This is a genomic window from Mesorhizobium sp. NBSH29 (assembly GCF_015500055.1).
GTDB lineage: Bacteria > Pseudomonadota > Alphaproteobacteria > Rhizobiales > Rhizobiaceae > Neomesorhizobium.
Genome location: NZ_CP045492.1, coordinates 2480838 through 2505112 on the forward strand (window position 1 = coordinate 2480838; position 24275 = coordinate 2505112).

Consider the following 24275-nt stretch of genomic DNA (forward strand, 5'->3'; position numbering starts at 1 on the left):
TGTCTGCCGAATGCAGTCCGCATTGTCGTCACGCTGCCGCCTGCCATCGCGACACTGGATGGGCAAGAGCGCGCCTGGACTGAACGCATCAATGCGCGACAGCAACCCTGCGGGGCTGTCGCGCGTCGACTTTGCAGGGCTGCGGTGCACTGTGGGAAATATGGTGGGCGATGACGGGCTCGAACCGCCGACATCTTCGGTGTAAACGAAGCGCTCTACCAACTGAGCTAATCGCCCGACGCGAGCGGACGTTTAGGCGGTTATGCCGGCAACCGCAAGGCTAAATGTGTCCCGTTGCGACAGTGTCGCAGAGCAGTTCGTCGGCTGTTCGAAAAAGCTCTGCCAAAGATGTTGCAAAGCGACATTCGCCCGCTTGACACTCCGTGCCGAACCCCGTAATTCACCGCCAACGCCGCAGCGACTTGTCGCCCGGCGCAATGCGCGGGTGTAGCTCAGTTGGTTAGAGTGCCGGCCTGTCACGCCGGAGGTCGCGGGTTCGAGCCCCGTCACTCGCGCCATTAAGACCAAGCCGCTGTCGGCTTTCCTTCTCCAGTTGCTTCGTGTTCAGCCATATAAGCTGTATCATACAGCTTATATAACGGCTCAGCCGCACTCTCGACAAACTTTGACTTGCGTCGCCAAATGGGCTGCGCTAACCCTCGCCGCGCTGCAGCATAACCGTCGCGCGAGGGCTCGTTCAGCCATTCTGTCGCGGTTTCACAATCCGGTTCAATGCTATAGGTAAGGTGGACCGCCCGCCGTAACGGAAACTGGACCCATGAGCGATCTTCTCAGTTCATATTTGCCCATCGTGATTTTCATCGGCGTGGCGCTGGCAGTCGGCTTGGCGCTTCTTGTTGCGCCTTTCCTTGTCGCCTATCGCAATCCCGATCCTGAAAAGCTGTCGGCCTACGAATGCGGCTTCAACTCCTTTGATGATGCGCGCATGAAGTTTGATGTGCGGTTCTATCTGGTCTCGATTCTCTTCATCATCTTCGATCTGGAAGTAGCGTTCCTGTTTCCGTGGGCCGTCTCGTTCGGCGAAATAGGAATGCTCGGATTCTGGTCGATGATGGTCTTCCTCGGTGTTTTGACCGTCGGCTTTATCTATGAATGGAAAAAGGGAGCGCTGGAATGGGATTGAACGAGGGTACACTCGTCGCGCCGCGCCCCAAAGGCATTCTTGATCCGGCCACCGGCAAGCCTGTTGGTGCCGATGATCGTTTTTTCACAGGCCTGAACGACGAACTTTCCGATAAGGGTTTTCTCGTCACCTCGTCCGATGCGCTGGTGACATGGGCTCGCACCGGCTCGCTGATGTGGATGACATTTGGTCTGGCATGTTGCGCGGTCGAAATGATGCACATTTCAATGCCGCGCTATGACGCTGAGCGCTTCGGCATCGCGCCGCGTGCCTCACCGCGTCAGTCTGACGTGATGATCGTCGCCGGCACGCTGACCAACAAGATGGCGCCGGCTTTGCGCAAGGTCTATGATCAGATGCCTGAGCCTCGCTATGTGATCTCTATGGGGTCCTGCGCCAATGGCGGCGGCTATTACCATTATTCCTATTCGGTAGTGCGCGGCTGTGATCGCGTGGTTCCAGTTGATATTTATGTTCCGGGTTGCCCTCCCACGGCAGAGGCGCTTCTGTATGGCATTTTGATGCTGCAGAAGAAGATCCGCCGCACTGGCACGATTGAGCGCTAGGCCATGTCAGAAATCCTGCAAACACTCTCTGCACACATCAGTGTCAAGCTTGGCGAAAGGCTTGCTGCGGCAACCATCGCTTACGGTGAGTTGACGCTGAATGTTGCTGCATCCGATATTATCTCGGTGCTGACATTCCTGCGCGACGACAAGAAATGCGCTTTCATCTCTTTCATTGATATATGTGGTGTTGACTATCCGGCCCGCATTGAGCGTTTTGATGTCGTTTATCACCTCATGTCCCCGCACAATAATACGCGCATTCGCATCAAGGTAACGACAGATGAACAGACGCCCGTACCGTCTGTCACAAGCGTCTATCCGGGCGCCGACTGGTTCGAGCGCGAAGCATACGATCTCTACGGCATTCTGTTCACCGGCCATCCGGATCTGCGCCGTCTCCTCACCGATTACGGCTTTGACGGCCATCCGCTGCGCAAGGACTTCCCGCTCACCGGTTTCGTTGAAGTCCGCTACGACGACGAGGTCAAGCGCGTGGTCTACGAGCCCGTTGAGCTGAAGCAGGAATTCCGCAATTTCGATTTTCTCTCGCCATGGGAAGGGACGGATTATGTCCTGCCCGGCGATGAAAAAGCGAAGCAGTAGGCGCCCAACATGGCTGAAACTTCTGTCCGCAATTTCAACATCAACTTTGGCCCGCAGCATCCGGCAGCCCACGGCGTTTTGCGCCTTGTTCTGGAACTGGATGGTGAAGTGGTCGATCGCGTCGATCCGCATATCGGGCTGTTGCATCGCGGCACCGAAAAGCTGATCGAGCAAAAGACCTATCTTCAGGCGATCCCTTATTTTGACCGACTCGATTACGTCGCCCCGATGAATCAGGAACACGCGTTCTCGCTGGCGATCGAGCGCTTGCTGGGCATTGACGTCCCCAAGCGCGGTCAGATCATTCGGGTGCTCTATTCCGAGATTGGCCGCATCCTGTCTCACCTCTTGAACGTGACCACGCAGGCGATGGATGTCGGCGCGCTCACCCCGCCGCTCTGGGGCTTTGAAGAGCGCGAAAAGCTGATGGTGTTTTATGAGCGTGCCTGTGGCGCGCGCATGCATGCAGCCTATTTCCGACCGGGTGGTGTGCATCAGGATCTGCCAGATCAACTGGTCGAAGACATCGGCAAGTGGATTGATCCGTTTCTCCAGACGGTGAAGAACCTCGACGATCTGCTCACGCCAAACCGTATTTTCAAGCAGCGCAATGTCGATATCGGCGTGGTTTCGCTTGAAGATGCCTGGGCATGGGGTTTTTCGGGCGTCATGGTCCGCGGCTCTGGCGCCGCATGGGATCTGCGCAAATCGCAGCCCTATGAGTGCTATCCCGAAATGGAATTCGATATTCCAATCGGCAAGAATGGCGATTGCTACGACCGCTATCTGATCCGCATGGAAGAAATGCGCCAGTCGGCTAAGATCATGCGCCAATGCGTTGATTTGCTCTTGGGCAAGGAGCGTGTTGGTCCTGTCTCCAATATGGATGGTAAGGTCGTTCCACCCAATCGCGCCGCGATGAAGCGGTCGATGGAAGCGCTGATCCACCACTTCAAGCTCTATACCGAAGGCTACCGCGTGCCGGCTGGCGAGGTCTATGCCGCTGTTGAAGCGCCAAAGGGCGAGTTCGGCGTGTATCTGGTCTCAGACGGAACCAATAAGCCTTACCGCTGCAAGCTGCGCGCGCCGGGTTTTGCCCATCTTCAAGCCATGGACTTTCTGTGCCGTGGCCACATGCTGGCCGACGTCTCCGCCGTGCTTGGCTCCCTCGATATCGTGTTCGGAGAGGTTGACCGCTAAATGTCCGTTCGCAGACTTGCAGAGCCAGCCGTCCAGCCAGCCAGTTTCGCCTTCAACCGGGCCAATACGGCGTCGGCGAAGAACTGGATCAAGAAATACCCCAAGGGCCGTGAACAATCGGCCGTTATCCCGCTTTTGATGATTGCCCAAGAGCAGGAAGGCTGGGTCACCAAGGCCGCCATCGAGCATGTTAGCCAGATGCTGGAAATGCCGCTCATTCGCGTGCTTGAGGTTGCCACCTTCTACACGCAGTTTCAGCTAAAGCCGGTCGGCACGCGTGCGCATGTTCAGGTCTGCGGCACCACGCCATGCGCCCTGCGTGGCGCGGGCGCGCTGATGGAAGTCTGTCGCTCAAAGATCCATCCTGAGCAGTTCCACCCCAATGCGGATGGAACGATGTCCTGGGAAGAGGTTGAGTGCCTGGGTGCCTGCGTCAACGCACCGATGATTATGGTCTTCAAGGACACATATGAAGATTTGACACCTGAGCGCCTGTCCGAGATCATCGACGCTTTCGAAGCTGGAAAGGGCGCAACGGTGCCGGTCGGCCCGCAAAATGGTCGTGAAGTTTCCGCGCCAATTACCGGCCTGACATCGCTGAAGGATGAGCAGGCCGTTCTCGCCTCAGTTGCGGATTGGCGCAAGAAGCGCGCTTCCGCTGACGCCACCGTCATGAATGTAGCGCCGGCCAATGGTGCCAAACCGCGGACCAGTGCCGAAGAAACCAGCAATTCGGTCAAATCACCGGCACCCGCTAGGAAAGAGAAGCCATCGGACATCGATTCTGTCGCTCCGGGTTTTAGCGGCAAGCGCGCGAACCTTGCCGCACCTGCTGTCGAAAAGGTGGTCGGCAAACAGCGCAAGGGTCCGTTGGCTGACCGCACGCCAAACGAGCCTGCCCCCTACACTTCACCTGAATTGATCAAGGGTGAGCCAATTGGTGCAGGGCGCAAGAAATTGCCCTCTGAACGTGGCAAGGCCGAAGAAGCAGTGCCTCTGCTCAACGATGCCAACCGTCCGGTTGCGATTGAAAAGCCTGCGGTTGTCGATGATCTGAAACTGATTTCAGGCGTCGGTCCGAAGCTCGAAGCGACCCTCCATGGCCTTGGCATCTACACCTTTGCGCAGGTGGCTTCATGGAAGCAGCCAGAGCGCGAATGGGTGGATGGTTATCTGCGGTTCCATGGCCGCATCGAGCGCGACAATTGGGTGAAGCAGGCAGCCGCACTCGCCAAGGGCGGCGTTGACGAATACTTCCGCGTCTTCGGCAAGAAACCGGTCTAAGGGTCTCAAAAATGCTGCAGGATAAAGACCGCATATTCAATAATATCTACGGACGCTTTGACCGTTCATTGGCTGGCGCGCAGGCGCGTGGCCATTGGGATGGAACGCCTGGCCTTATTGCCAAGGGGCGCGACTGGATCGTCAATGAGATGAAGGCCTCAGGCCTGCGCGGTCGCGGTGGCGCCGGCTTCCCGACCGGCCTGAAATGGTCGTTCATGCCAAAGCAGAGCGATGGCCGCCCAAGCTACCTTGTCGTCAATGCAGATGAGTCGGAGCCTGGAACCTGCAAGGACCGCGATATTTTGCGCCATGACCCGCACACGCTGGTTGAAGGCTGCCTGATCGCCGGTTTCGCCATGGGCGCTATCGCTGCCTATATTTATGTGCGCGGCGAATTCATCCGCGAGCGTGAAGCCTTGCAACGCGCCATCGATGAAGCATATGCGGCCAAGTTGATCGGCAAGGGCAATACGTCTGGCTACGATTTCGAAGTCTATGTGCATCACGGCGCTGGTGCCTACATTTGCGGTGAAGAAACCGCACTTCTGGAAAGCCTGGAAGGCAAGAAGGGCCAGCCGCGCCTGAAGCCGCCATTCCCGGCCAATGTCGGCCTTTATGGCTGCCCGACCACCGTCAACAATGTCGAATCAATCGCCGTCGCGCCAACCATCCTGCGCCGTGGCGCATCATGGTTCTCGTCCTTTGGTCGGCCCAACAATGTCGGCACCAAGCTTTTCTGCATCTCTGGTCACGTCAACACGCCGTGCACAGTGGAAGAAGAAATGTCGATTTCCTTCCGCGACCTGATCGAAACCCATTGTGGTGGCGTTCGCGGTGGTTGGGATAATTTGATGGCCGTCATTCCCGGCGGCGCTTCGGTGCCGATGGTTCCTGCAGAGCAGATCATTGACGCGCCGATGGATTTTGATGCACTGCGCGATCTGAAGTCGGGTCTCGGCACCGCTGCCGTCATCGTCATGGACAAATCCACAGATGTTGTCGCGGCAATTGCGCGCCTCTCATACTTCTACAAACATGAGAGCTGCGGCCAGTGCACGCCGTGCCGCGAAGGCACGGGCTGGATGTGGCGCGTTATGGAGCGCTTGGTGCGCGGTGAAGCGCAGAAGCGTGAAATCGACATGCTGCTGGACGTGACCAAGCAGGTGGAAGGCCACACGATCTGTGCGCTGGGCGACGCGGCCGCATGGCCGATCCAGGGCCTGATCCGGCATTTCCGCCCGGAAATCGAGCGTCGGATCGACGAATTTACGCGCAATGCGCACCGGGCACAGCCCGTTCTTGTTGCAGCGGAGTAGGGCATAATGGCAAAGCTGAAAGTAGACGGCAGGGAAATAGAAGTACCCGACCACTACACGCTGTTACAGGCGGCGGAAGAAGCGGGCGCGGAAGTTCCGCGTTTCTGTTTCCACGAGCGCCTGTCGATTGCCGGCAATTGCCGCATGTGTCTGGTCGAGGTGAAGGGCGGACCGCCCAAGCCAGCGGCTTCCTGCGCCATGGGTGTGCGCGATCTACGCCCCGGCCCCAATGGCGAAACGCCGGAAATATTCACCAATACGCCTATGGTAAAAAAGGCCCGCGAGGGCGTCATGGAATTTTTGCTGATCAACCATCCGCTTGATTGCCCGATCTGCGATCAGGGCGGCGAATGCGATCTGCAGGACCAGGCCATGGCCTTTGGCGTGGATTCCTCGCGCTATCAGGAAAACAAGCGCGCGGTCGAAGACAAATATATCGGCCCGCTGGTCAAGACGATCATGAACCGCTGCATTCACTGTACGCGCTGTGTTCGCTTCACCACCGAAGTTGCCGGCATTTCCGAGCTTGGCCTGATTGGCCGCGGCGAGGACGCCGAGATCACCACCTATCTCGAAAGCGCCATGACCTCCGAATTGCAGGGCAATGTCATTGATCTTTGCCCCGTTGGTGCGCTGACCTCAAAGCCCTACGCCTTCCAGGCGCGGCCATGGGAGCTGACCAAAACTGAATCCATTGATGTGATGGATGCTGTCGGTTCCGCCATTCGCGTCGATTCGCGCGGCCGTGAGGTGATGCGCATCATGCCGCGCATCAATGAGCAGGTGAACGAAGAGTGGATCTCCGACAAGACCCGCTTCATCTGGGACGGATTGCGCACGCAGCGCCTTGATCGCCCCTATGTGCGCAAGAACGGAAAGCTGAAACCAGCAAGCTGGCCGGAAGCCTTTGCTGCCATCGGTCAGGCTGTCGCCAAGGCTGGTTCTGACAAGATAGGCGCAATCGCCGGTGATCTGGCGACCGTCGAGGAGATGTATGCTCTGAAACTCCTGATGCAGTCACTCGGCTCGACCAACATGGACTGCCGTCAGGACGGTGCAGCGCTTGATCCATCGTTGGGTCGTGCAAGCTACGTCTTTAATCCGACCATTGAAGGTATTGAGCAGGCAGACGCCGTGCTCATCATCGGCGCGAACCCGCGCTGGGAAGCCTCAATCCTCAATGCACGCATCCGCAAGCGCTGGCGTGCTGGCAATTTACCAGTAGGCGTTATCGGCGACGTGGGTGATTTGCGCTATGATTACGAGCAGTTAGGCGCTGGACCTGAATCACTGAAGGAGCTGGCGGATGGCAACGGAAAGTTCTTCCAGACGCTGAAAAAGGCGACCCGTCCAATGATCATCATCGGGCAGGGGGCTCTTGCGCGCGCCGATGGCAAGGCAGTGCTCGGCCTTGCTGCACAGCTTGCAGGCGCTGTCGGTGCGGTTTCAGATGAATGGAACGGCTTTGCAGTGCTGCACAATGCGGCAGCGCGCGTGGGTGGTCTGGATATCGGTTTTGTGCCGGGCAAGGGCGGCAAGGATGTCGCCGCCATGATGGGCAGTTCAGAGGTTCTCTTCCTGCTCGGAGCAGACGAACTGGAAATGATTGATACGCCGGGTGCATTCGTTGTCTACATCGGCACGCATGGCGACGCCGGCGCACATCGGGCCAATGTCATTTTGCCGGGTGCAGCCTACACCGAAAAGTCCGGAACCTATGTCAACACGGAAGGTCGCGTTCAGCAGACCAACCGTGCAGGCTTCGCGCCAGGCGAAGCCAAGGAAGACTGGGCCGTTCTGCGTGCCCTGTCCGACGTGCTTGGCCACAAGCTGCCGTTTGATTCGCTGCCGCAATTGCGGGCAAAGCTCTATGCCGATTACCCACACATGGCCGGTATTGACGAGATTGTCGCGACAGACAGTGGTGCTATTGCTGCGGCAGCGCGCCTTGGCGGACGTCTTGGCAAGGGTGTATTTGCATCCCCGGTCAAAGACTTCTATCTGACGAACCCGATCGCGCGGGCCTCCGCTGTCATGGCCGAATGTTCGGCTTTGGCTGCTGGCGGCTTCGCCCAAGCAGCCGAGTAAGGGCGGTTATGGACAGCTTCTTTTCATTCTACGTGCTGCCGGCACTGCTGATCATGCTGAAGTCGGTCGTTTTGATCGTCGTTCTGCTGATCTTTGTCGCCTACATCCTCTATGCGGATCGCAAGATCTGGGCAGCAGTCCAGTTGCGTCGGGGTCCTAACGTCGTGGGTCCGTGGGGGCTTTTGCAGGCCTTCGCCGATCTTTTGAAGTTCGTCGTCAAGGAGCCGATCATTCCATCAGGCGCCAACAAGGGCGTCTTCCTCCTGGCGCCGCTTGTCTCAGCAGTGTTGGCGATTGCAGCCTGGGCCGTCATACCAGTCAGCGAAGGCTGGGCCATCGCCAACGTCAATGTTGGCATTCTTTATGTCTTCGCCATTTCCTCGCTTGAGGTCTATGGCGTGATCATGGGCGGCTGGGCTTCCAACTCCAAATATCCGTTCCTCGGCGCCTTGCGCTCGGCAGCTCAGATGGTGTCCTACGAAGTCTCGATCGGCTTCGTCATCGTCACGGTGCTATTGACGGTGGGCTCTTTGAATCTGACCGACATCGTGCTGTCGCAGACGACCGGCGTTGGCACAATGGTCGGTCTGCCGGGCACGTTCCTCGACTGGAACTGGCTGGCCCTGTTCCCAATGTTCATCATCTTCTTCATTTCGGCGCTGGCCGAGACGAACCGCCCGCCTTTCGATCTGGTCGAGGCCGAGTCCGAACTCGTCGCTGGCCACATGATCGAATATTCCTCGACGCCGTTCCTGCTGTTTTTCCTCGGCGAGTATGTCGCCATCGTTTTGATGTGCGCGCTCACCACCATTCTTTTCCTCGGGGGATGGTTGCCGCCTTTTGACTTCGCGCCCTTCACTTGGGTGCCTGGTGTCATCTGGTTTGTGCTGAAAGTGTGCATGGTGTTCTTCATGTTCGCCATGGTGAAGGCCTTTGTGCCCCGCTACCGCTACGACCAGCTGATGCGCCTGGGTTGGAAGGTTTTCCTGCCGATCTCGCTGTTCATGGTTGTGGCAACCGCTGCGGTCCTCAAGCTGATGGAATTGGCATGATGGCAAGTGTCACCCACACACCCCTGCTGCCGGTTGGAGGCTGCTGATGTCCGCACTTGCACAAGCCGCCAAATCGCTTTTGCTGATCGAGTTTGTCGGCGCGTTCTTCCTGTCGATGCGTCAGTTCTTCGCGCCCAAGGCGACGTTGAACTATCCGCACGAAAAGGGTCCTATTTCGCCACGCTTCCGGGGTGAGCACGCTCTGCGCCGCTATCCCAATGGCGAGGAACGCTGCATTGCCTGCAAGCTTTGCGAAGCCATTTGTCCGGCACAGGCAATCACCATCGAAGCTGGCCCGCGCCGCAATGATGGCACGCGCCGCACGGTGCGCTACGACATCGACATGGTGAAGTGCATCTATTGCGGATTCTGTCAGGAAGCCTGCCCGGTCGACGCCATCGTCGAGGGCCCGAACTTCGAATTCTCGACCGAAACCCGCGAAGAACTTTATTACGACAAGGACAAGCTGCTGGCGAACGGCGATCGCTGGGAGCGCGAACTTGCGCGCAACATTTCTATGGATGCGCCGTATCGCTGAGCATTGAGGCCCTTCGCCGGGAAACCGGGGAGGGGCAAGAACATAGATGGACGGGGCAAAACGCCTCGTCTAAGGAACACGCGATTTCGGCGCCGGAGGCGGCACGGAATCGAACAGGAACCGGGGACACCCAAAGATGTTGAATGGATTAGAGGCGGCGTTCTTCTACCTCTTCGCCTTCATCGCGATAGGCGCGGCCTTCATGGTGATTGCAGCACGCAATCCCGTGCACTCGGTGCTGTATCTTATCCTCACGTTCTTCAACGCAGCCGGCTTGTTCCTGCTGACCGGTGCCGAATTCCTGGCAATGATCTTGCTCGTTGTCTATGTCGGCGCGGTGGCGGTGCTGTTCCTGTTTGTCGTCATGATGCTCGACGTCGACTTTGCCGAATTGAAAAGCGGCGCACTGCAGTATGCTCCTGTCGGCGCGCTGGTCGGTCTGGTGCTGGCGGTGGAACTGGCCTTCGTGCTCGGTGCCTACACCTTCGCGCCAAGCCTTGCCGGAACCGTAGCGCATCCGACTCCCGACATTACCACGCGCCACAACACGGCAGCACTCGGCGACATTCTTTACACGGACTATCTGTTCCAGTTCCAGATTGCCGGTCTGGTGCTGCTGGTCGCCATGATCGGTGCCATTGTGCTGACGCTGCGCCACAAGCCAAACGTCAAGCGCCAGTCGGTCGCCGCTCAGGTGGCGCGGACGCCTGAAACGTCCATCGAAATCAAAAAAGTACCAACGGGCAGGGGGCTCTGACGATGGAAGTCGGCATCGGACATTACCTGACCCTTTCGGCGATCCTGTTCACGATCGGCGTTTTCGGCATCTTTTTGAACCGCAAGAACATCATCATCATCCTGATGTCGATCGAACTGATCCTTCTTGCGGTCAACATCAATTTCGTGGCGTTTTCTGCCGTTCTGGGCGATCTCGTCGGACAGGTGTTTGCCCTGTTCGTGCTCACCGTCGCGGCCGCAGAAGCGGCCATCGGACTTGCAATTCTCGTCGTCTTCTTCCGCAACCGCGGCTCCATCGCGGTGGAAGACGTGAACATGATGAAGGGCTGACGGCATGTATCAGGCTATCGTCTTTCTACCATTGGTAGGCTTCCTGATCGCTGGCCTGTTTGGCGGCGCGATCGGCGCGAAAGCATCCGAATATATTACCTCTGGCTTGCTGGTCATTGCCGCAGTCCTGTCATGGGTCGCCTTCTTCTCCGTTGGCTTCTCCGATCAGGCGGTGTTCACGGTCCCGGTGTTGCGATTCATTGAGTCCGGCTCGCTGGAAGCGGCCTGGGCACTGAGGATCGACACGCTGACGGTGGTCATGCTGGTGGTCGTCAACAGCGTATCGGCGCTGGTGCACATCTATTCCATTGGCTACATGCACCACGATCCGCACCGGCCACGCTTCTTCGCCTATCTGTCGCTGTTCACCTTCGCCATGCTGATGCTGGTGACGTCGGACAATCTCATCCAGATGTTCTTTGGCTGGGAAGGCGTCGGTCTCGCCTCCTACTTGCTGATCGGTTTCTGGTACAAAAAGCCATCGGCCAATGCCGCGGCAATCAAGGCGTTCGTCGTCAACCGCGTCGGCGATTTCGGCTTTGCACTCGGCATTTTCGGTGTCTTCGTGCTGTTCGGCTCGGTCAGCTTCGATACCATTTTTGCCAATGCGGCGTCGTTCATCCCGGCTGCCGGCCATGGCGCCGAAGCTGCGGTATCGGAACATGGCGACACGGTGCTGAATTTCCTCGGCTACGCTCTGGACAAGCAATCCGCACTCACCGCCGTCTGCCTGCTGCTCCTGATGGGCGCGATGGGCAAGTCGGCGCAGGTGCCGCTGCACACATGGCTGCCGGATGCCATGGAGGGCCCGACACCGGTATCGGCGCTGATCCACGCGGCAACCATGGTCACTGCCGGCGTATTCATGCTGGCGCGCTTGTCGCCTATTTTCGAACTATCGCATACCGCACTGATAGCAGTCACGCTGGTGGGTGCCATCACCGCTATTTTTGCAGCGACCGTTGGACTGGTTCAGAACGACATCAAACGCGTCATCGCCTATTCGACCTGCTCGCAGCTAGGCTACATGTTCGTCGCGCTCGGCCTCGGTTTCTACTCGGCGGCTATTTTCCACCTGTTCACGCACGCCTTCTTCAAGGCGCTTTTGTTCCTCGGCTCCGGCTCGGTCATCCATGCTGTTTCCGACGAACAGGACATGCGCAAGATGGGCGGCCTGCGCAAGCTGATCCCCACCACCTACTGGATGATGATCATAGGCACGCTGGCGCTGACCGGCGTCGGCATACCGCTGACGGTCATTGGCACAGCCGGCTTCTTTTCCAAGGATGCTATCATCGAAGGTGCGTTCATGGCGCATAGCCCGGTGGCCGGTTTTGCTTTCGTCTTGCTGACGATCGCCGCGTGCCTGACGTCGTTCTATTCATGGCGCCTGATCTTCATGACCTTCCACGGCAAGCCACGCGCCAGTGAAGATGTCATGCATCACGTGCATGAGTCGCCGCCGGTGATGCTGGTGCCGCTGTTCGTCCTCGCTGTCGGTGCCTTGTTTGCAGGGTTGATTTTCCACGGCGTCTTCATCGGCGAAGGCTATGGCGAGTTCTGGAAGAGCGCGCTGTTCACGCTGCCGGACAACCATATCCTGCACGACATCCACGATGCTCCTGTCTGGGTGAAGCTGGCACCGTTCATTGCTATGTTGATCGGCTTCGGCGTCGCCTACCAGTTCTACATTCGCTCGCCGGAGACGCCGAAGAAGCTCGCCGAGACGCATCGCGGGCTCTACGCCTTCCTGCTCAACAAATGGTATTTTGACGAGCTCTATGACTTCCTGTTCGTCAATCCTGCCAAGCGGCTCGGACACTTCCTGTGGAAGCAGGGCGATGGCCGCGTCATCGATGGCCTCGGCCCGGATGGCATCTCGGCGCGCGTCATCGACGTCACCCGCTCGGTGGTGCGCCTGCAGAGCGGCTATCTTTACCACTACGCCTTCGCAATGCTGATCGGGGTCGCGGCCCTCGTCACCTGGATGATGCTCGGGAGCGCCTTCTGATGACCGACTGGCCGATCCTTTCCACGGTCACCTTCCTGCCGCTCGTCGGTGTGCTGCTGATCCTTCTGATCCGCAGCGACAGCGAGGGTGCGGGCCGCAACATCCGCATGATTGCACTCTGGACCACCATCGCGACCTTCCTGATCTCGATTTTCATCTGGCTCGGCTTCGACAATTCTACCGCTGCCTTCCAGATGGTGGAAAAGCATGACTGGCTGGATTCAGGCATTTCCTACCATATGGGCGTCGACGGCATTTCCATGCTCTTCGTCATCCTGACCACCTTCCTGATGCCGTTCTGCATTCTCGCCAGTTGGGAATCGGTCCAGTCGCGGCTGAAGGAATACATGATCGCGTTCCTGATCCTGGAGACGCTGATGATCGGCGTCTTCTGCGCGCTCGACATCGTGCTGTTCTACGTTTTCTTCGAGGCTGGGCTGATCCCGATGTTTATCATCATCGGTGTCTGGGGCGGCAAGCGCCGCGTCTATGCCAGCTTCAAATTCTTCCTCTACACGCTGCTCGGCTCGGTGCTGATGCTGCTGGCCATCATGGCGATGTTCTTCCAGGCCGGCACCACGGATATCCCGACGCTTCTGGCATATGATTTCCCGGCCAATATGCAGACATGGCTATGGCTCGCCTTCTTCGCTTCCTTCGCGGTAAAAATGCCGATGTGGCCGGTTCACACTTGGCTGCCCGACGCACACGTCGAGGCGCCGACGGCAGGCTCCGTCGTTCTGGCGGCGATCCTGCTTAAGATGGGCGGCTACGGCTTCCTGCGCTTTTCGCTGCCGATGTTCCCGCTGGCGTCCGACTACTTTGCGCCCTTTGTGTTCACGCTTTCGGTCATTGCCATCATCTACACCTCGCTGGTGGCGCTGATGCAGGAGGACATGAAGAAGCTAATTGCCTATTCGTCGGTCGCCCATATGGGCTTCGTGACCATGGGCATCTTCGCGATGAACCAGCAGGGCATTCAGGGCGCGCTGTTCCAGATGCTCTCGCATGGACTTGTATCAGGCGCGCTGTTCCTGTGCGTCGGCGTCGTCTATGACCGCCTCCACACCCGCGAGATTGCCGCTTATGGCGGGCTGGTCAACATCATGCCGAAATTCGCGGTGGTGTTCTTGATCTTCACCATGGCCAATGTCGGCCTCCCGGGGACCTCCGGCTTCGTTGGTGAATTCCTGACGCTGGTGGGTGCCTTCAAGGCCAACACCTGGGTGGCATTTTTCGCCACCACCGGCGTGGTGCTGTCGGCCGCCTATGCGTTATGGCTTTACCGCCGCGTGGTGTTCGGCGCTCTCACCAAGGATAGCCTGAAGGGCATGCTCGATCTGTCGGGTCGCGAAAAGCTGATTATTTATCCGCTGGCAATCCTCGTCATCTTCTACGGCGTCTATCCCGCACCGGTGTTCGATGCGACATCGGAATCGGTCAAGGCGCTGGTCAACAACATCTCTCTATCGCTCGACGCCGCGACCACCGCGGCGGCGCACTGACAAGGCCGAAGAAACATGGATCTTTCAACGAGCCTATCGCTGGCAACCCCGGAACTGATCATCGCCGCAAGCGCGATTATTCTGTTGATGGTGGGTGTGTTTTCAGGCGAGCGTGCCGGACCGGCCGTCAGCGCTGCTGCCATAGCCGTTCTGCTGGGCGTTGCGCTCTATATCATCGCCTATCCGACCGACGGTTCCGGCTTCAGCAACACCTTCATCAATGATGCCTTCGGTCGCTTCATGAAAGTGCTGGCGCTGGTGGGGTCGGCGGTGACGCTGTTCATGTCTCGCAGTTTTGTCCGTCAGGACAACCTTGACAAGTTTGAGTTTCCGGTTCTGGTGATGCTGGCCACGCTCGGCATGCTGTTGATGATCTCGGCCAGCGACATGCTGACGCTCTACCTTGGGCTCGAACTGCAGTCATTGGCGATCTATGTGCTCGCCGCCTTTAACCGGGATAACCTGCGCTCGACCGAAGCCGGCCTCAAATATTTTGTCCTCGGCGCGCTCTCCTCGGGCATGCTGCTTTATGGCATTTCGCTGGTCTACGGCTACACCGGCAATACCGGTTTCGACGCAATCGCCGCCGCGCTGACCGGCGCGGATCGCCAGCTAGGCCTAGTGTTCGGCCTGGTCTTCGTACTGGCCGGCCTCGCCTTCAAGATCTCCGCCGTGCCGTTCCATATGTGGACGCCTGACGTCTATGAAGGCGCCCCGACACCGGTGACTGCGTTCATGGCGGCAGCCCCGAAAATGGCTGCGATGGCACTGACAGTGCGCGTTGTCATGGGCGCTTTCGAACCCATTTCAGCCGACTGGCAGCAGATCATCGTGTTTGTCGCCATCGCGTCCATGGCGCTCGGTTCCTTCGCCGCGATCGGTCAGACCAATATCAAGCGGCTGATGGCGTATTCATCAATCGGCCATATCGGTTTCGCGCTGGTTGGCCTTGCCGCCAACTCCGAAGCTGGCGTACGCGGCGTTGCGATCTATATGGCGATCTATCTGGTGATGACGTTAGGCACCTTTGCCTTCATCCTCGCCATGCGCCGCAACGACCAGAACGTCGAGGAGATCGGCGAACTGGCCGGGCTATCGTCGACCAACCCGATGATGGCAACCATCCTCACCATCCTAATGTTCTCGCTGGCCGGCATCCCGCCGCTCGCCGGGTTCTGGGCCAAATGGTATGTCTTCCTTGCTGCCATCAATTCCGGCCTTTATCCTCTGGCGGTGCTGGGTGTTCTGGCCTCGGTGGTTGGCGCCTACTACTATTTGCGCATCATCAAGATCATGTGGTTCGACGACGCAAAGGCTCCATTCCAGGCAATGGCAGCTGAATTACGCGTGGTTCTTGGTCTGTCGGGCCTGTTCGTGCTGTTCTACGTATTGATCGGCGGACCGGTCATCGGGATGGCGGGTTCTGCCGCCAAGTCATTCTTCTAGTTGCCGTTCGTCCTCGCGCCAACAGCACTGTCTGCCGGCTTCCGGCTGGAAGCCCATGACGCGGTCGGATCGACGAACGCGCTGGCGCTGGACCGCGCGCGCGCGGGCGACGCTGGCAATATCTGGATCGTGTCAAAAAAACAGGAAGCGGGCAGGGGCAGGCGTGGCCGCCCTTGGGCAACTCCAGAGGGCAACCTTGCCGCCTCGCTGCTGGTGAAGCCTGATGTCGACCTGAAAAGCGCGGCAACGCTCGGCTTCGTCGCCGGCCTGTCGCTTTCCGACGCACTGGATGCAGTGGCGCCGCAGACGGGAATTTCAATTGGCATTGATGGCGCCGACGTTTTCGGCCAGCGGTCCCAAAAAAACCGGTTCGAGCTGAAATGGCCAAACGACGTATTGGCTTCGGGCGCAAAACTGGCCGGTATCTTGCTGGAATCGGTTATTCTTGCTGACGGCAGCAGCGCCATCGTGGTGGGCATCGGCGTTAATGTCGTGGCGTTTCCGCCCGATCTGCCGTATCCCGCCACATCGCTGACCGCGCTTGGAGCGGGGTGCGATGCGGAGACATTGTTTCTCGTTCTGTCTGATGCATGGAGCGAAAATGTAGGCCGGTGGAATGCCGGGCGAGGGCTGGCAGTAATACGTGAGCGCTGGCTTGCCCGCGCCGCAGGACTTGGCGGCGAAGTTGCCGTCAATCTGGACGGAGCCATCGTACGCGGAACGTTTGAGACGATAGATGCGGATTGCCGTTTCGTGATCCGTCAGAAAAATGGATTAATTCAGACGATCGCCGCTGGCGACGTCCATTTCGGCGCGGTTGCTTCGGCAACGGCGACCTGAGCGACCACAAAGGGTACGTAAAAATGGCAAAATCTCAAAATGCCGAATTGGTCTTCGTACCGCTCGGCGGTGTCGGCGAGATCGGCATGAACTTCGCGCTCTACGGTTATGGGCCTGCGTCCAAACGCGAATGGATCATCGTCGACTGTGGCGTGACCTTTCCCGGTCCCGACCTGCCGGGCGTCGATCTGGTGTTGCCGGACACGCGCTTCATCGAAGCGCAGCTTGAAAACCTCAAGGGCATGGTCATCACTCATGCGCATGAGGATCACTACGGTGCGGTACTCGATCTGTGGCCGCGCCTTAAGACGCAACTGTTCATGACGCCTTTTGCTGCCGCTCTTCTTGAAGCCAAGCGCCAGTCAGAACATGGGGCACCGCAAATTCCGGTGACGATCTACAAGGCTGGCGAGACGTTTCAGGTCGGCCCGTTCTCGATCGAAGCTATTGCGGTCAGCCATTCCATTCCCGAGCCCGTATCGTTGGCGATCATGTCTCCCGCTGGAACCGTTATCCATACCGGTGACTGGAAGATTGATCCTGCGCCCGAAATCGGTCCGATGACCGATGAGGCCCGGTTCCGTGCCTATGGGGACAAGGGCGTGCTGGCGCTGGTATGCGATTCCACCAATGCTATGCGTGATGGCGAATCGCCCGCTGAGACCGAGGTCGGGAAAGGTCTGCGTAAAGTTATTGAGGAAGCTAAGGGCCGCGTTGCGGTGACCACCTTTTCCTCTAATGTCGGCCGCATCCGCTCGATTGCCGAAGCTGCGCGCGACGCCGGCCGTCAGGTCCTTGTACTCGGTCGTTCGCTAAAACGCGTGATCCAGGTTTCCGATGAACTCGGCTATATGGACGGCCTGCCGGAATTTCTTTCCGAGGATGAATATGGCTTCATCCCACGCGAAAACCTTGTCATCATTTGCACCGGCAGCCAGGGCGAAAGCAGGGCTGCCCTTGCCAAGCTGGCGCGCAACGAGATGCGCAGTGTGGCATTGGCACCTGGCGATACGGTTGTCTTTTCCTCGCGCACCATCCCTGGCAACGAAAAGGCGATCCTCGAGATCAAGAACGGGCTGATCGACCAAGGCGTCAAGATCATCGAAGACACCGACGCGCTGGTGCATGTTTCCGGGCATCCGCGCCGCAACGAATTGAAGCGCATGTATGAATGGGTGCGTCCGCAAATCGGCGTGCCAGTTCATGGCGAGGCAGCCCACCTTGTGGCGCAAGGCTCCTTGATGGCGATGTCTGGGATCAAGGATGTGGCGCAGGCACGCAATGGCGACATGCTGCGGCTATTTCCCGGTGCGTCCGAAATTATCGACCAGGTGCCCTTTGGCCGCATCTATAAGGATGGCAAGCTGATCGGCTCGGAAGAATCCGTCGGTATCCGCGACCGCCGCAAACTTTCCTTTGCCGGTCATGTCGCGGTGAATGTCGTCCTCGACGAGAAATACGAGCTCGCCGGAGATCCCGACCTGGTGGCGATAGGCGTTGCCGAGGCAGACGCCCAAGGCAACGACCTTGAAGACATTATGCTCGACGCGGCCGTCGGAGCCGTCGAAAGCATCCCGCGCCAGCGCCGCAAGGATCTGGATCTCGTCTCCGAAGCCGTTCGCCGCGCGGTTCGCGGATCTGCCAACGAAGTCTGGGGCAAGAAGCCTGTGGTGACGGTATTCGTCACGAGGTGAGAGTGGTGAAATGTTGAATGATGAGAGTGGTGAATGGAAAGAGCGAGTAGCGAATAGCCAGTAGCCAACTGCGAGTTGAAGTCTACCATTCGCCATTCGCCATTCGCCATTCGCCATTCACCATTCGCCATACTACGGAGCCCCCCATGCTGACCCGCCTCAACCACGTCGCCATCGCCGTACCCGACCTCGTTGCGGCGAGCGCTGTTTATCGGGACATGCTGGGGGCGAGTGTAACGGAGCCGCAGGCGCTGCCGGAGCATGGCGTGACGGTAGTGTTCATCGAGCTTGGCAACACCAAGATCGAACTTTTGGAGCCGCTCGGCGACAAATCGACCATCGCGTCATTTCTGGACAAAAACCCCTCGGGTGGGATGCACCATCTGTGCTATGAGGTGGCGGATATTCTGGCTGCGCGCGACCGTTTAATCAAAGCAGGCGCGCGCGTGCTGGGCGATGGTCAGCCCAAGATCGGGGCGCATGGCAAGCCAGTGCTGTTTTTGCATCCGAAAGATTTCTGCGGCACGCTGGTCGAACTCGAACAGACCTGAGCGGGCGCTGCAAAGAACAAGGACACGTCGATGAGCTGGGTTTCGTTTGCAGCTATCTTTTTCATCATCTGGTGGACAGCCCTGTTTGCAGCGCTGCCTTTTGGCCTACGCACCCAAGACGATGATGGCAATGTGACACTCGGCACCCATTCCAGCGCCCCGCGCGGAGCCCATGTTCGCAGGGCATTCTTGCGCACAACGATAATATCGATCGTCGTTTTTGGGATCTTTTACCTGATTACAAAAGTCTACGGCTTCGGTGTTGATGATTTTCCAAGCTTCATTCCGCCGCTCGTACAATAAGCTCTACAACAGGCGCTAAACGATTCTAAACCAAGATGTTCTTGTAACCCGTTGAAAAGACAAAAAAAATGCAAGGCGCGAGGCCTTGCAATTAAACGCGTCCGATCCAATTTCCGTTTCCGGCGGCAGCGAGTGACCGCGCCAGGATCGCATCCTCCCAAGACTTTGACCGCGTAGGAAGGTGGATTTGTTTCCGCCCTCTCAGTTATCAAGGCACATTAGACTAGGCGGATGGACAATGTCACGAAGAATTTTGCTTTGAAACAGGCAATCCTGTGCTGCATTGCACAATGAAGTGGCAGAGTTTGCACCTTGTTTGGGCGAATTCAAAGCTGGCAAGCGTCGGGTTTCCATTCGGTCACGAAATGGCTATGAAGCGCGTGCATTCGTGATTTGACCCGAGGCTGCCGATTCCGGCGGTTTTCTCACACATTCGACGGAATTCCTCATGCGGCTTTCGCGCTATTTTCTGCCTATCCTCAAAGAGAACCCGCGCGAGGCAGAAATTGTCTCGCACCGGCTGATGCTGCGCGCGGGCATGGTGCGGCAGCAGGCGGCAGGCAGCTTCTCCTGGCTGCCGCTTGGGAAGCGCGTTCTCGAAAAGGTCTGCAAGATCGTGCGCGAGGAGCAGAACCGCGCCGGCGCGCTGGAAATCCTGATGCCGACCATTCAGTCGGCCGACCTGTGGCGCGAAAGCGGTCGTTATGACGACTACGGCAAAGAGATGCTGCGGCTCCAGGACCGACATGAACGCGACATGTTGTTTGGTCCGACCAATGAAGAAATGGTGACGGAGATTTTCCGCTCCTATGTGAAGTCCTACAAGGATCTGCCGCTTAATCTCTACCATATCCAGTGGAAGTTCCGCGACGAGGTGCGCCCGCGCTTCGGCGTGATGCGCTCGCGTGAATTCCTGATGAAGGACGCCTACTCCTTCGACCTCGATTTCGGAGGCGCCAAGGCCGCCTACAACCGCATGTTTGTCTCCTACCTGCGAACCTTCACCCGCATGGGGCTGAAGGCTATTCCCATGCGCGCTGACACTGGCCCGATCGGCGGTGACCTGAGCCATGAATTCATTATTTTGGCCGACACCGGCGAAAGCCAGGTATTTTGCGACCGCGACTACCTCGAACTGCCGGTGCCGGGCGAGGCCACCGATTTCGCCAATGATGGCGAAATGGCAGATATCGTCACTCAGTGGACGACGCCCTATGCAGCGACCGAGGAAATGCATGACGAAGTCGCGTGGGGCTCTGTCACCGAGGATAAAAAACTTTCAGCGCGCGGCATCGAGGTTGGCCATATTTTCCATTTCGGCGACAAATATTCCAAGCCGATGGGCGCAAAGGTGACCGGTCCGGACGGCAAGGAACATGCGGTCTCGATGGGCTCCTACGGCATCGGCCCGTCGCGGTTGATTGCGGCGATCATCGAAGCCAGCCATGACGAGGCCGGCATCATCTGGCCGGAAGCGGTGGCGCCGTTCGATGTTGTCCTGATCAACATGAAGCCCGGCGACACCGCCTGCGACAGCCTGTGCGAAAAGCTACAGGCCGCTTATGAGAAATCGGGTCACGATGTGCTTTATGATGACACCGACCAGCGCGCCGGCGCGAAATTTGCCACTGCCGACCTGATCGGCATTCCCCGCCAGGTCATTGTCGGTCCACGCGGTGCTGGTGAAGGCACTGTTGAGGTCAAACGCCGCGCCACGGGCGAGCGCGACGTGCAGAAGGTAGAAGACCTGCTGGCATCGCTGGAGGCCACCGCGTGAACCAGACGGCACCAGCCGCACCGACGCCGCCGCCGCGCACACAGGGTGCCGGTCCGTTCTCCTATTTCGAGCGCATGGTGGCCTGGCGTTATCTGCGCTCGCGCCGCAAGGAGACAGTGATTTCCATCATCGCCGCGATCTCGTTCACCGGCATCATGCTGGGCGTCGCGACGCTTATTATTGTCATGGCTGTCATGAACGGCTTTCGTGCCGAACTGATGACCCGCATCCTGGGCATCAACGGCCATGTTATTGTCCAGCCCATCGACACGCCGCTGGAAGATTATGAGGCCGTTGCCGGTCGTATCGCCGATCTCGCCGGCGTTAGACAGGCGATGCCGCTGATCGAGGGCCAGATTTTTGCTAGCGGCAACGCCGGCCCGGGCACCGGCGCCCTGGTGAAAGGCATTCGTGGCCTCGATCTCGAAAAGATCGACCTTGTCGCGAAAAACGTCCGGCAAGGCACCATCGCGGGTTTCGATACGAGCGAAGGCGTTGCGATCGGCATCCGCATGGCCGAAAATCTTGGTCTGTCGCTGGGTGACATCATTTCGCTTATCTCGCCCGAAGGCGACGTCACGCCGCTTGGCACCACCCCGCGCGTAAAAGGCTACCCGGTCACTGCCATTTTCGAGATTGGCATGTCCGAATATGATGCCTCCATCATCTTCATGCCGTTCTCTGAGGCGCAGCTCTATTTCAACCAGGAAGGCCGGGCGCAGACGATCGAGATATATGCTGAAAAACCGGACGCTATCGACACGTTGAAGCCGCTGATTGAGATAGCAGCCCAGCGCCCGCTCTACCTTTCAGACTGGCGCCAGCGCAACCAGACGTTCTTTTCTGCCCTGCAGGTTGAGCGCAATGTGATGTTCATGATCCTGACACTGATCGTTTTGGTGGCTGCGCTCAACATTATCTCGGGCCTCATCATGCTGGTGAAGGACAAAGGCGGCGACATTGCGATTTTGCGCACCATGGGTGCTTCAAGCGGCGCGGTTATGCGCATCTTCATGATGACGGGAGCGGCAATCGGCGTAACGGGTACGCTGGCCGGTGTGCTTCTCGGCGTCGTTGTATGCCTCAATGTAGAATCAATCCGGCAGTTTTTCTCCTGGCTTTCGGGGACAACAATTTTCAACCCCGAACTCTATTTCCTGAGCCAATTGCCGGCGACAATGGATTTCGGCGAAACGTTTTCAGTCGTCATGATGGCGCTGGTTTTGTCTTTCCTGGCGACACTCTTTCCCGCATGGCGCGCGGCAAAGCTCGATCCGGTCGAAGCGCTGAGGTATGAATAATTGAGTGAGCCGATCATCGAGCTGAAAAGCGTCGAACGCCATTATATACAGGGTGAACGCCAGCTGACCATTTTGAACCGCGCCGACTTTTCATTGAAGCGCGGTGAGATGGTGGCGCTTGTTGCACCATCGGGTGCTGGCAAGTCGACGCTGCTGCACACTGCGGGTCTTCTAGAACGCCCCGATGCCGGTGACGTCATCCTCGCCGGTCGCGCCTGTGGTCGGCTGTCTGACGACGAGCGCACCGCCATTCGCCGCAACGACATCGGCTTCGTCTACCAGTTCCATCATTTGTTGCCTGAATTCTCGGCGCTTGAAAACATCATGATGCCGCAACTGGTGAGGGGGCTCAGCGTTGCCGAAGCGCAGGGGCGCGCCACCCAGCTCCTTGACTATATGAAGATTGGCAACCGCGGCCACCACCGCCCGTCAGAGCTGTCTGGCGGCGAACAGCAGCGTGTCGCCATCGCGCGCGCGGTTGCCAACGCCCCGCTGGTGCTGTTGGCCGACGAGCCGACAGGCAATCTCGACCCGGTCACAGCGACTTACGTGTTCGAGGCGCTGGAAGCGCTCGTGCGCCAGTCGGGTCTCGCAGCTCTGATTGCCACTCACAACCACCAGCTTGCCGCACGCATGGATCGTCGTGTGACCTTGACGGACGGGAAGGTCGTGACCCTCTAGACTTTCACGAAGTCCGCGCGGCACCGGCACTGGCCCATATGGACAAAATTCTGGCTTGACGAAGGAACATAAATAGAACAAACTACGAACAATAAGAGACAGGAGAGACCCAATGCCCGATCTTGTTCAAGATGTTGTTTCGATGGTTTGCATGAGTGCGTTTCTGGTCTCGGCTGCCATGTGGATTGGTGCGCTCTGAATATGTTCTTTAGGCGTGTGTGGAACTACCGGGAAGCTGGGCCGAAAACCCTTTCAAATGCCGTTTTCAGTGCTTCGTCGGCATCCGGCATTGTCACCGGCAGACCAAGATCCACCAGACTGGTGACGCCGTATCCCGTTACGCCGCAGGGTACTATGCCGGTAAAATGCGACAGTTCGGGCTCGACATTGAGTGCGACGCCGTGAAAGCTGACCCAGCGCCGCAGCCGGATGCCGATTGCCGCGATCTTGTCTTCGGCGGGAGCGCCGTCAGGCAGGGGTGGGCGGTCTGGCCGCACAACCCAGACGCCGACTCGGTCCTCGCGCCGCTCTCCCGTAACGTTGAACGCGGCAAGCGTTTCGATCAGCCAGGCTTCCAGTGCGGCAACGAAGGCACGCACGTCCTCTCGCCGGCGTTTCAGGTCAAGCATCACATAGGCAACCCGCTGGCCGGGTCCATGATAGGTATATTCACCGCCGCGGCCCGACGCGAAAACCGGAAAGCGGTTCGCATCAATCAAATCTTGAGACTTCGCGCTGGTACCTGCGGTGTAAAGCGGCGGATGTTCGACAAGCCAGACCAGTTCGCGCGCCGTTCCGTCGCGTATTGCTGCGGCACGTTCTTCCATAGCGATAACCGCATCGTCATAGGATAAGAGGCCGCTTTCCACGCGCCATTCCACCGGTTCCGAGCCGGCCCGTGGGAGAAATGAATGAGTGATCTGGTTGCGTTCAAGCATGGCTTTCTGCGTCCCGCAGGGCGTGTTTCACCACATATGGCGATAACCGTCCCAAAGGTCCAGTTCACGCGTTTTACGGCGACTGAAAACTCCTTTGTTCTCCGGCAATTAATGAGGCCTTCGCCACTTGTTTCACCGGTTTCGATTTGCTACATGCCGCGTGCCGGTGCGAGCCGGCCTTCGTTGCGTGCGGTCGTGGCGGAATTGGTAGACGCGCAGCGTTGAGGTCGCTGTGGGGCAACCCGTGGAGGTTCGAGTCCTCTCGACCGCACCAAATACACTCCACCAGAGTGGAATTTCCCAGTGCGTCTGCGCGGAGCTCCCGCTGTGGGTTGAAGAGCGTGACCTTCTGGAATAAGCCTTAAC

Annotated in this window: 22 protein-coding genes and 3 tRNA genes; 23 read left to right on the forward strand and 2 right to left on the reverse strand. The window is 58.3% G+C overall.

Annotated features, from left to right (window positions below; all coding sequences use genetic code 11):
* Positions 1-161: 161 nt before the first annotated feature.
* Positions 162-237: transfer RNA gene (locus tag GA830_RS12425), tRNA-Val, on the reverse strand.
* A 204-nt stretch (positions 238-441) separates the two neighbouring features.
* Between GA830_RS12425 and GA830_RS12430 the strand changes: the two genes are divergently transcribed.
* The 22 genes from GA830_RS12430 (at position 442) to GA830_RS12535 (ending at position 22971) form a co-directional block, all read left to right on the forward strand.
* Positions 442-518: transfer RNA gene (locus GA830_RS12430), tRNA-Asp, on the forward strand.
* A 260-nt stretch (positions 519-778) separates the two neighbouring features.
* A complete protein-coding gene (locus tag GA830_RS12435) occupies positions 779-1144 on the forward strand; it encodes an NADH-quinone oxidoreductase subunit A (RefSeq protein WP_195162159.1) in 366 nt (121 codons plus the stop codon).
* Positions 1135-1710 carry a NuoB/complex I 20 kDa subunit family protein gene (locus tag GA830_RS12440; RefSeq protein WP_195162160.1) on the forward strand — a complete coding sequence of 192 codons (576 nt, stop codon included), beginning with the start codon at positions 1135-1137 and terminating at the stop codon, positions 1708-1710. Before GA830_RS12435 ends, GA830_RS12440 begins: the two co-directional genes overlap by 10 nt.
* A gap of 3 nt (positions 1711-1713) precedes the next feature.
* The gene (locus GA830_RS12445; RefSeq protein WP_195162161.1) at positions 1714-2316 is read left to right on the forward strand and encodes an NADH-quinone oxidoreductase subunit C; all 603 of its coding nucleotides are present in this window, start codon (positions 1714-1716) and stop codon (positions 2314-2316) included.
* A gap of 9 nt (positions 2317-2325) precedes the next feature.
* Positions 2326-3516 carry an NADH-quinone oxidoreductase subunit D gene (locus GA830_RS12450; protein ID WP_195162162.1) on the forward strand — a complete coding sequence of 397 codons (1191 nt, stop codon included), beginning with the start codon at positions 2326-2328 and terminating at the stop codon, positions 3514-3516.
* Entirely contained in the window at positions 3517-4800 is a 1284-nt protein-coding gene (locus GA830_RS12455) for an NADH-quinone oxidoreductase subunit E (RefSeq protein ID WP_195162163.1), read from the forward strand. It begins immediately after the preceding gene.
* A gap of 11 nt (positions 4801-4811) precedes the next feature.
* On the forward strand, positions 4812-6116 hold the full coding sequence (gene nuoF, locus GA830_RS12460; RefSeq protein ID WP_195162164.1) for an NADH-quinone oxidoreductase subunit NuoF: 1305 nt from the start codon (positions 4812-4814) through the stop codon (positions 6114-6116).
* Between the two features lie 6 nt (positions 6117-6122).
* Positions 6123-8204, forward strand: a complete 2082-nt coding sequence (gene nuoG / locus GA830_RS12465) for an NADH-quinone oxidoreductase subunit NuoG (RefSeq protein ID WP_195162165.1) — start codon at positions 6123-6125, stop codon at positions 8202-8204.
* 8 nt (positions 8205-8212) lie between these two features.
* Positions 8213-9256 (forward strand): NADH-quinone oxidoreductase subunit NuoH, encoded by a 1044-nt coding sequence (nuoH, locus tag GA830_RS12470; RefSeq protein ID WP_195162166.1) that lies wholly within the window; start codon positions 8213-8215, stop codon positions 9254-9256.
* Between the two features lie 46 nt (positions 9257-9302).
* On the forward strand, positions 9303-9794 hold the full coding sequence (gene nuoI, locus GA830_RS12475; RefSeq protein ID WP_195162167.1) for an NADH-quinone oxidoreductase subunit NuoI: 492 nt from the start codon (positions 9303-9305) through the stop codon (positions 9792-9794).
* Positions 9795-9930: 136 nt separating this feature from the next.
* Positions 9931-10551: an NADH-quinone oxidoreductase subunit J gene (locus tag GA830_RS12480; RefSeq protein ID WP_195162168.1), complete on the forward strand. Its 621-nt coding sequence runs from the start codon at positions 9931-9933 to the stop codon at positions 10549-10551.
* A gap of 2 nt (positions 10552-10553) precedes the next feature.
* The gene (gene nuoK, locus GA830_RS12485; protein ID WP_195162169.1) at positions 10554-10862 is read left to right on the forward strand and encodes an NADH-quinone oxidoreductase subunit NuoK; all 309 of its coding nucleotides are present in this window, start codon (positions 10554-10556) and stop codon (positions 10860-10862) included.
* Positions 10863-10866: 4 nt separating this feature from the next.
* A complete protein-coding gene (nuoL, locus tag GA830_RS12490; protein ID WP_195162170.1) occupies positions 10867-12873 on the forward strand; it encodes an NADH-quinone oxidoreductase subunit L in 2007 nt (668 codons plus the stop codon).
* Positions 12873-14378 (forward strand): NADH-quinone oxidoreductase subunit M, encoded by a 1506-nt coding sequence (locus GA830_RS12495; protein WP_195162171.1) that lies wholly within the window; start codon positions 12873-12875, stop codon positions 14376-14378. The genes nuoL and GA830_RS12495 overlap by 1 nt, the downstream gene beginning before the upstream one ends.
* 15 nt (positions 14379-14393) lie before the next feature.
* Positions 14394-15824, forward strand: a complete 1431-nt coding sequence (nuoN, locus tag GA830_RS12500) for an NADH-quinone oxidoreductase subunit NuoN (RefSeq protein WP_195162172.1) — start codon at positions 14394-14396, stop codon at positions 15822-15824.
* The gene (locus tag GA830_RS12505) at positions 15825-16664 is read left to right on the forward strand and encodes a biotin--[acetyl-CoA-carboxylase] ligase (RefSeq protein WP_195162173.1); all 840 of its coding nucleotides are present in this window, start codon (positions 15825-15827) and stop codon (positions 16662-16664) included.
* 23 nt (positions 16665-16687) lie between these two features.
* Positions 16688-18358: a ribonuclease J gene (locus GA830_RS12510; RefSeq protein ID WP_195162174.1), complete on the forward strand. Its 1671-nt coding sequence runs from the start codon at positions 16688-16690 to the stop codon at positions 18356-18358.
* Between the two features lie 146 nt (positions 18359-18504).
* Complete coding sequence (gene mce / locus GA830_RS12515; protein WP_195162175.1) at positions 18505-18909, forward strand: methylmalonyl-CoA epimerase; 405 nt, start codon at positions 18505-18507, stop codon at positions 18907-18909.
* A gap of 30 nt (positions 18910-18939) precedes the next feature.
* Entirely contained in the window at positions 18940-19212 is a 273-nt protein-coding gene (locus tag GA830_RS12520; protein WP_195162176.1) for a DUF1467 family protein, read from the forward strand.
* Positions 19213-19660: 448 nt separating this feature from the next.
* On the forward strand, positions 19661-20989 hold the full coding sequence (gene proS / locus GA830_RS12525; protein ID WP_195162177.1) for a proline--tRNA ligase: 1329 nt from the start codon (positions 19661-19663) through the stop codon (positions 20987-20989).
* Between the two features lie 74 nt (positions 20990-21063).
* Positions 21064-22290: a lipoprotein-releasing ABC transporter permease subunit gene (locus tag GA830_RS12530; protein WP_195164932.1), complete on the forward strand. Its 1227-nt coding sequence runs from the start codon at positions 21064-21066 to the stop codon at positions 22288-22290.
* Positions 22291-22971, forward strand: coding sequence for an ABC transporter ATP-binding protein (locus GA830_RS12535; protein ID WP_195162178.1), 681 nt, complete (start codon positions 22291-22293; stop codon positions 22969-22971).
* A gap of 224 nt (positions 22972-23195) precedes the next feature.
* On the opposite strand, the gene lipB is transcribed toward GA830_RS12535, so the two are convergent.
* Entirely contained in the window at positions 23196-23909 is a 714-nt protein-coding gene (gene lipB / locus GA830_RS12540; RefSeq protein ID WP_195162179.1) for a lipoyl(octanoyl) transferase LipB, read from the reverse strand.
* Positions 23910-24098: 189 nt separating this feature from the next.
* Between lipB and GA830_RS12545 the strand changes: the two genes are divergently transcribed.
* Positions 24099-24183, forward strand: a tRNA-Leu gene (locus GA830_RS12545).
* Positions 24184-24275 lie beyond the last annotated feature (92 nt).

What these genes read in the sequence shown, in the direction of transcription:
- GA830_RS12530 (WP_195164932.1), top strand. Translation starts at nt 21,064, where the DNA reads ATGGTGGCCTGGCGTTATCTGCGCTCGCGCCGCAAGGAGACAGTGATT.
- GA830_RS12510 (WP_195162174.1), top strand. Translation starts at nt 16,688, where the DNA reads ATGGCAAAATCTCAAAATGCCGAATTGGTCTTCGTACCGCTCGGCGGT.
- GA830_RS12445 (WP_195162161.1), top strand. Translation starts at nt 1,714, where the DNA reads ATGTCAGAAATCCTGCAAACACTCTCTGCACACATCAGTGTCAAGCTT.
- GA830_RS12495 (WP_195162171.1), top strand. Translation starts at nt 12,873, where the DNA reads ATGACCGACTGGCCGATCCTTTCCACGGTCACCTTCCTGCCGCTCGTC.
- nuoF (WP_195162164.1), top strand. Translation starts at nt 4,812, where the DNA reads ATGCTGCAGGATAAAGACCGCATATTCAATAATATCTACGGACGCTTT.
- GA830_RS12440 (WP_195162160.1), top strand. Translation starts at nt 1,135, where the DNA reads ATGGGATTGAACGAGGGTACACTCGTCGCGCCGCGCCCCAAAGGCATT.
- nuoK (WP_195162169.1), top strand. Translation starts at nt 10,554, where the DNA reads ATGGAAGTCGGCATCGGACATTACCTGACCCTTTCGGCGATCCTGTTC.
- nuoL (WP_195162170.1), top strand. Translation starts at nt 10,867, where the DNA reads ATGTATCAGGCTATCGTCTTTCTACCATTGGTAGGCTTCCTGATCGCT.
- nuoN (WP_195162172.1), top strand. Translation starts at nt 14,394, where the DNA reads ATGGATCTTTCAACGAGCCTATCGCTGGCAACCCCGGAACTGATCATC.
- GA830_RS12520 (WP_195162176.1), top strand. Translation starts at nt 18,940, where the DNA reads ATGAGCTGGGTTTCGTTTGCAGCTATCTTTTTCATCATCTGGTGGACA.
- GA830_RS12450 (WP_195162162.1), top strand. Translation starts at nt 2,326, where the DNA reads ATGGCTGAAACTTCTGTCCGCAATTTCAACATCAACTTTGGCCCGCAG.
- lipB (WP_195162179.1), bottom strand. Translation starts at nt 23,909, where the DNA reads ATGCTTGAACGCAACCAGATCACTCATTCATTTCTCCCACGGGCCGGC.
- mce (WP_195162175.1), top strand. Translation starts at nt 18,505, where the DNA reads ATGCTGACCCGCCTCAACCACGTCGCCATCGCCGTACCCGACCTCGTT.
- GA830_RS12480 (WP_195162168.1), top strand. Translation starts at nt 9,931, where the DNA reads ATGTTGAATGGATTAGAGGCGGCGTTCTTCTACCTCTTCGCCTTCATC.
- nuoG (WP_195162165.1), top strand. Translation starts at nt 6,123, where the DNA reads ATGGCAAAGCTGAAAGTAGACGGCAGGGAAATAGAAGTACCCGACCAC.
- GA830_RS12455 (WP_195162163.1), top strand. Translation starts at nt 3,517, where the DNA reads ATGTCCGTTCGCAGACTTGCAGAGCCAGCCGTCCAGCCAGCCAGTTTC.
- proS (WP_195162177.1), top strand. Translation starts at nt 19,661, where the DNA reads ATGCGGCTTTCGCGCTATTTTCTGCCTATCCTCAAAGAGAACCCGCGC.
- nuoI (WP_195162167.1), top strand. Translation starts at nt 9,303, where the DNA reads ATGTCCGCACTTGCACAAGCCGCCAAATCGCTTTTGCTGATCGAGTTT.
- GA830_RS12435 (WP_195162159.1), top strand. Translation starts at nt 779, where the DNA reads ATGAGCGATCTTCTCAGTTCATATTTGCCCATCGTGATTTTCATCGGC.
- nuoH (WP_195162166.1), top strand. Translation starts at nt 8,213, where the DNA reads ATGGACAGCTTCTTTTCATTCTACGTGCTGCCGGCACTGCTGATCATG.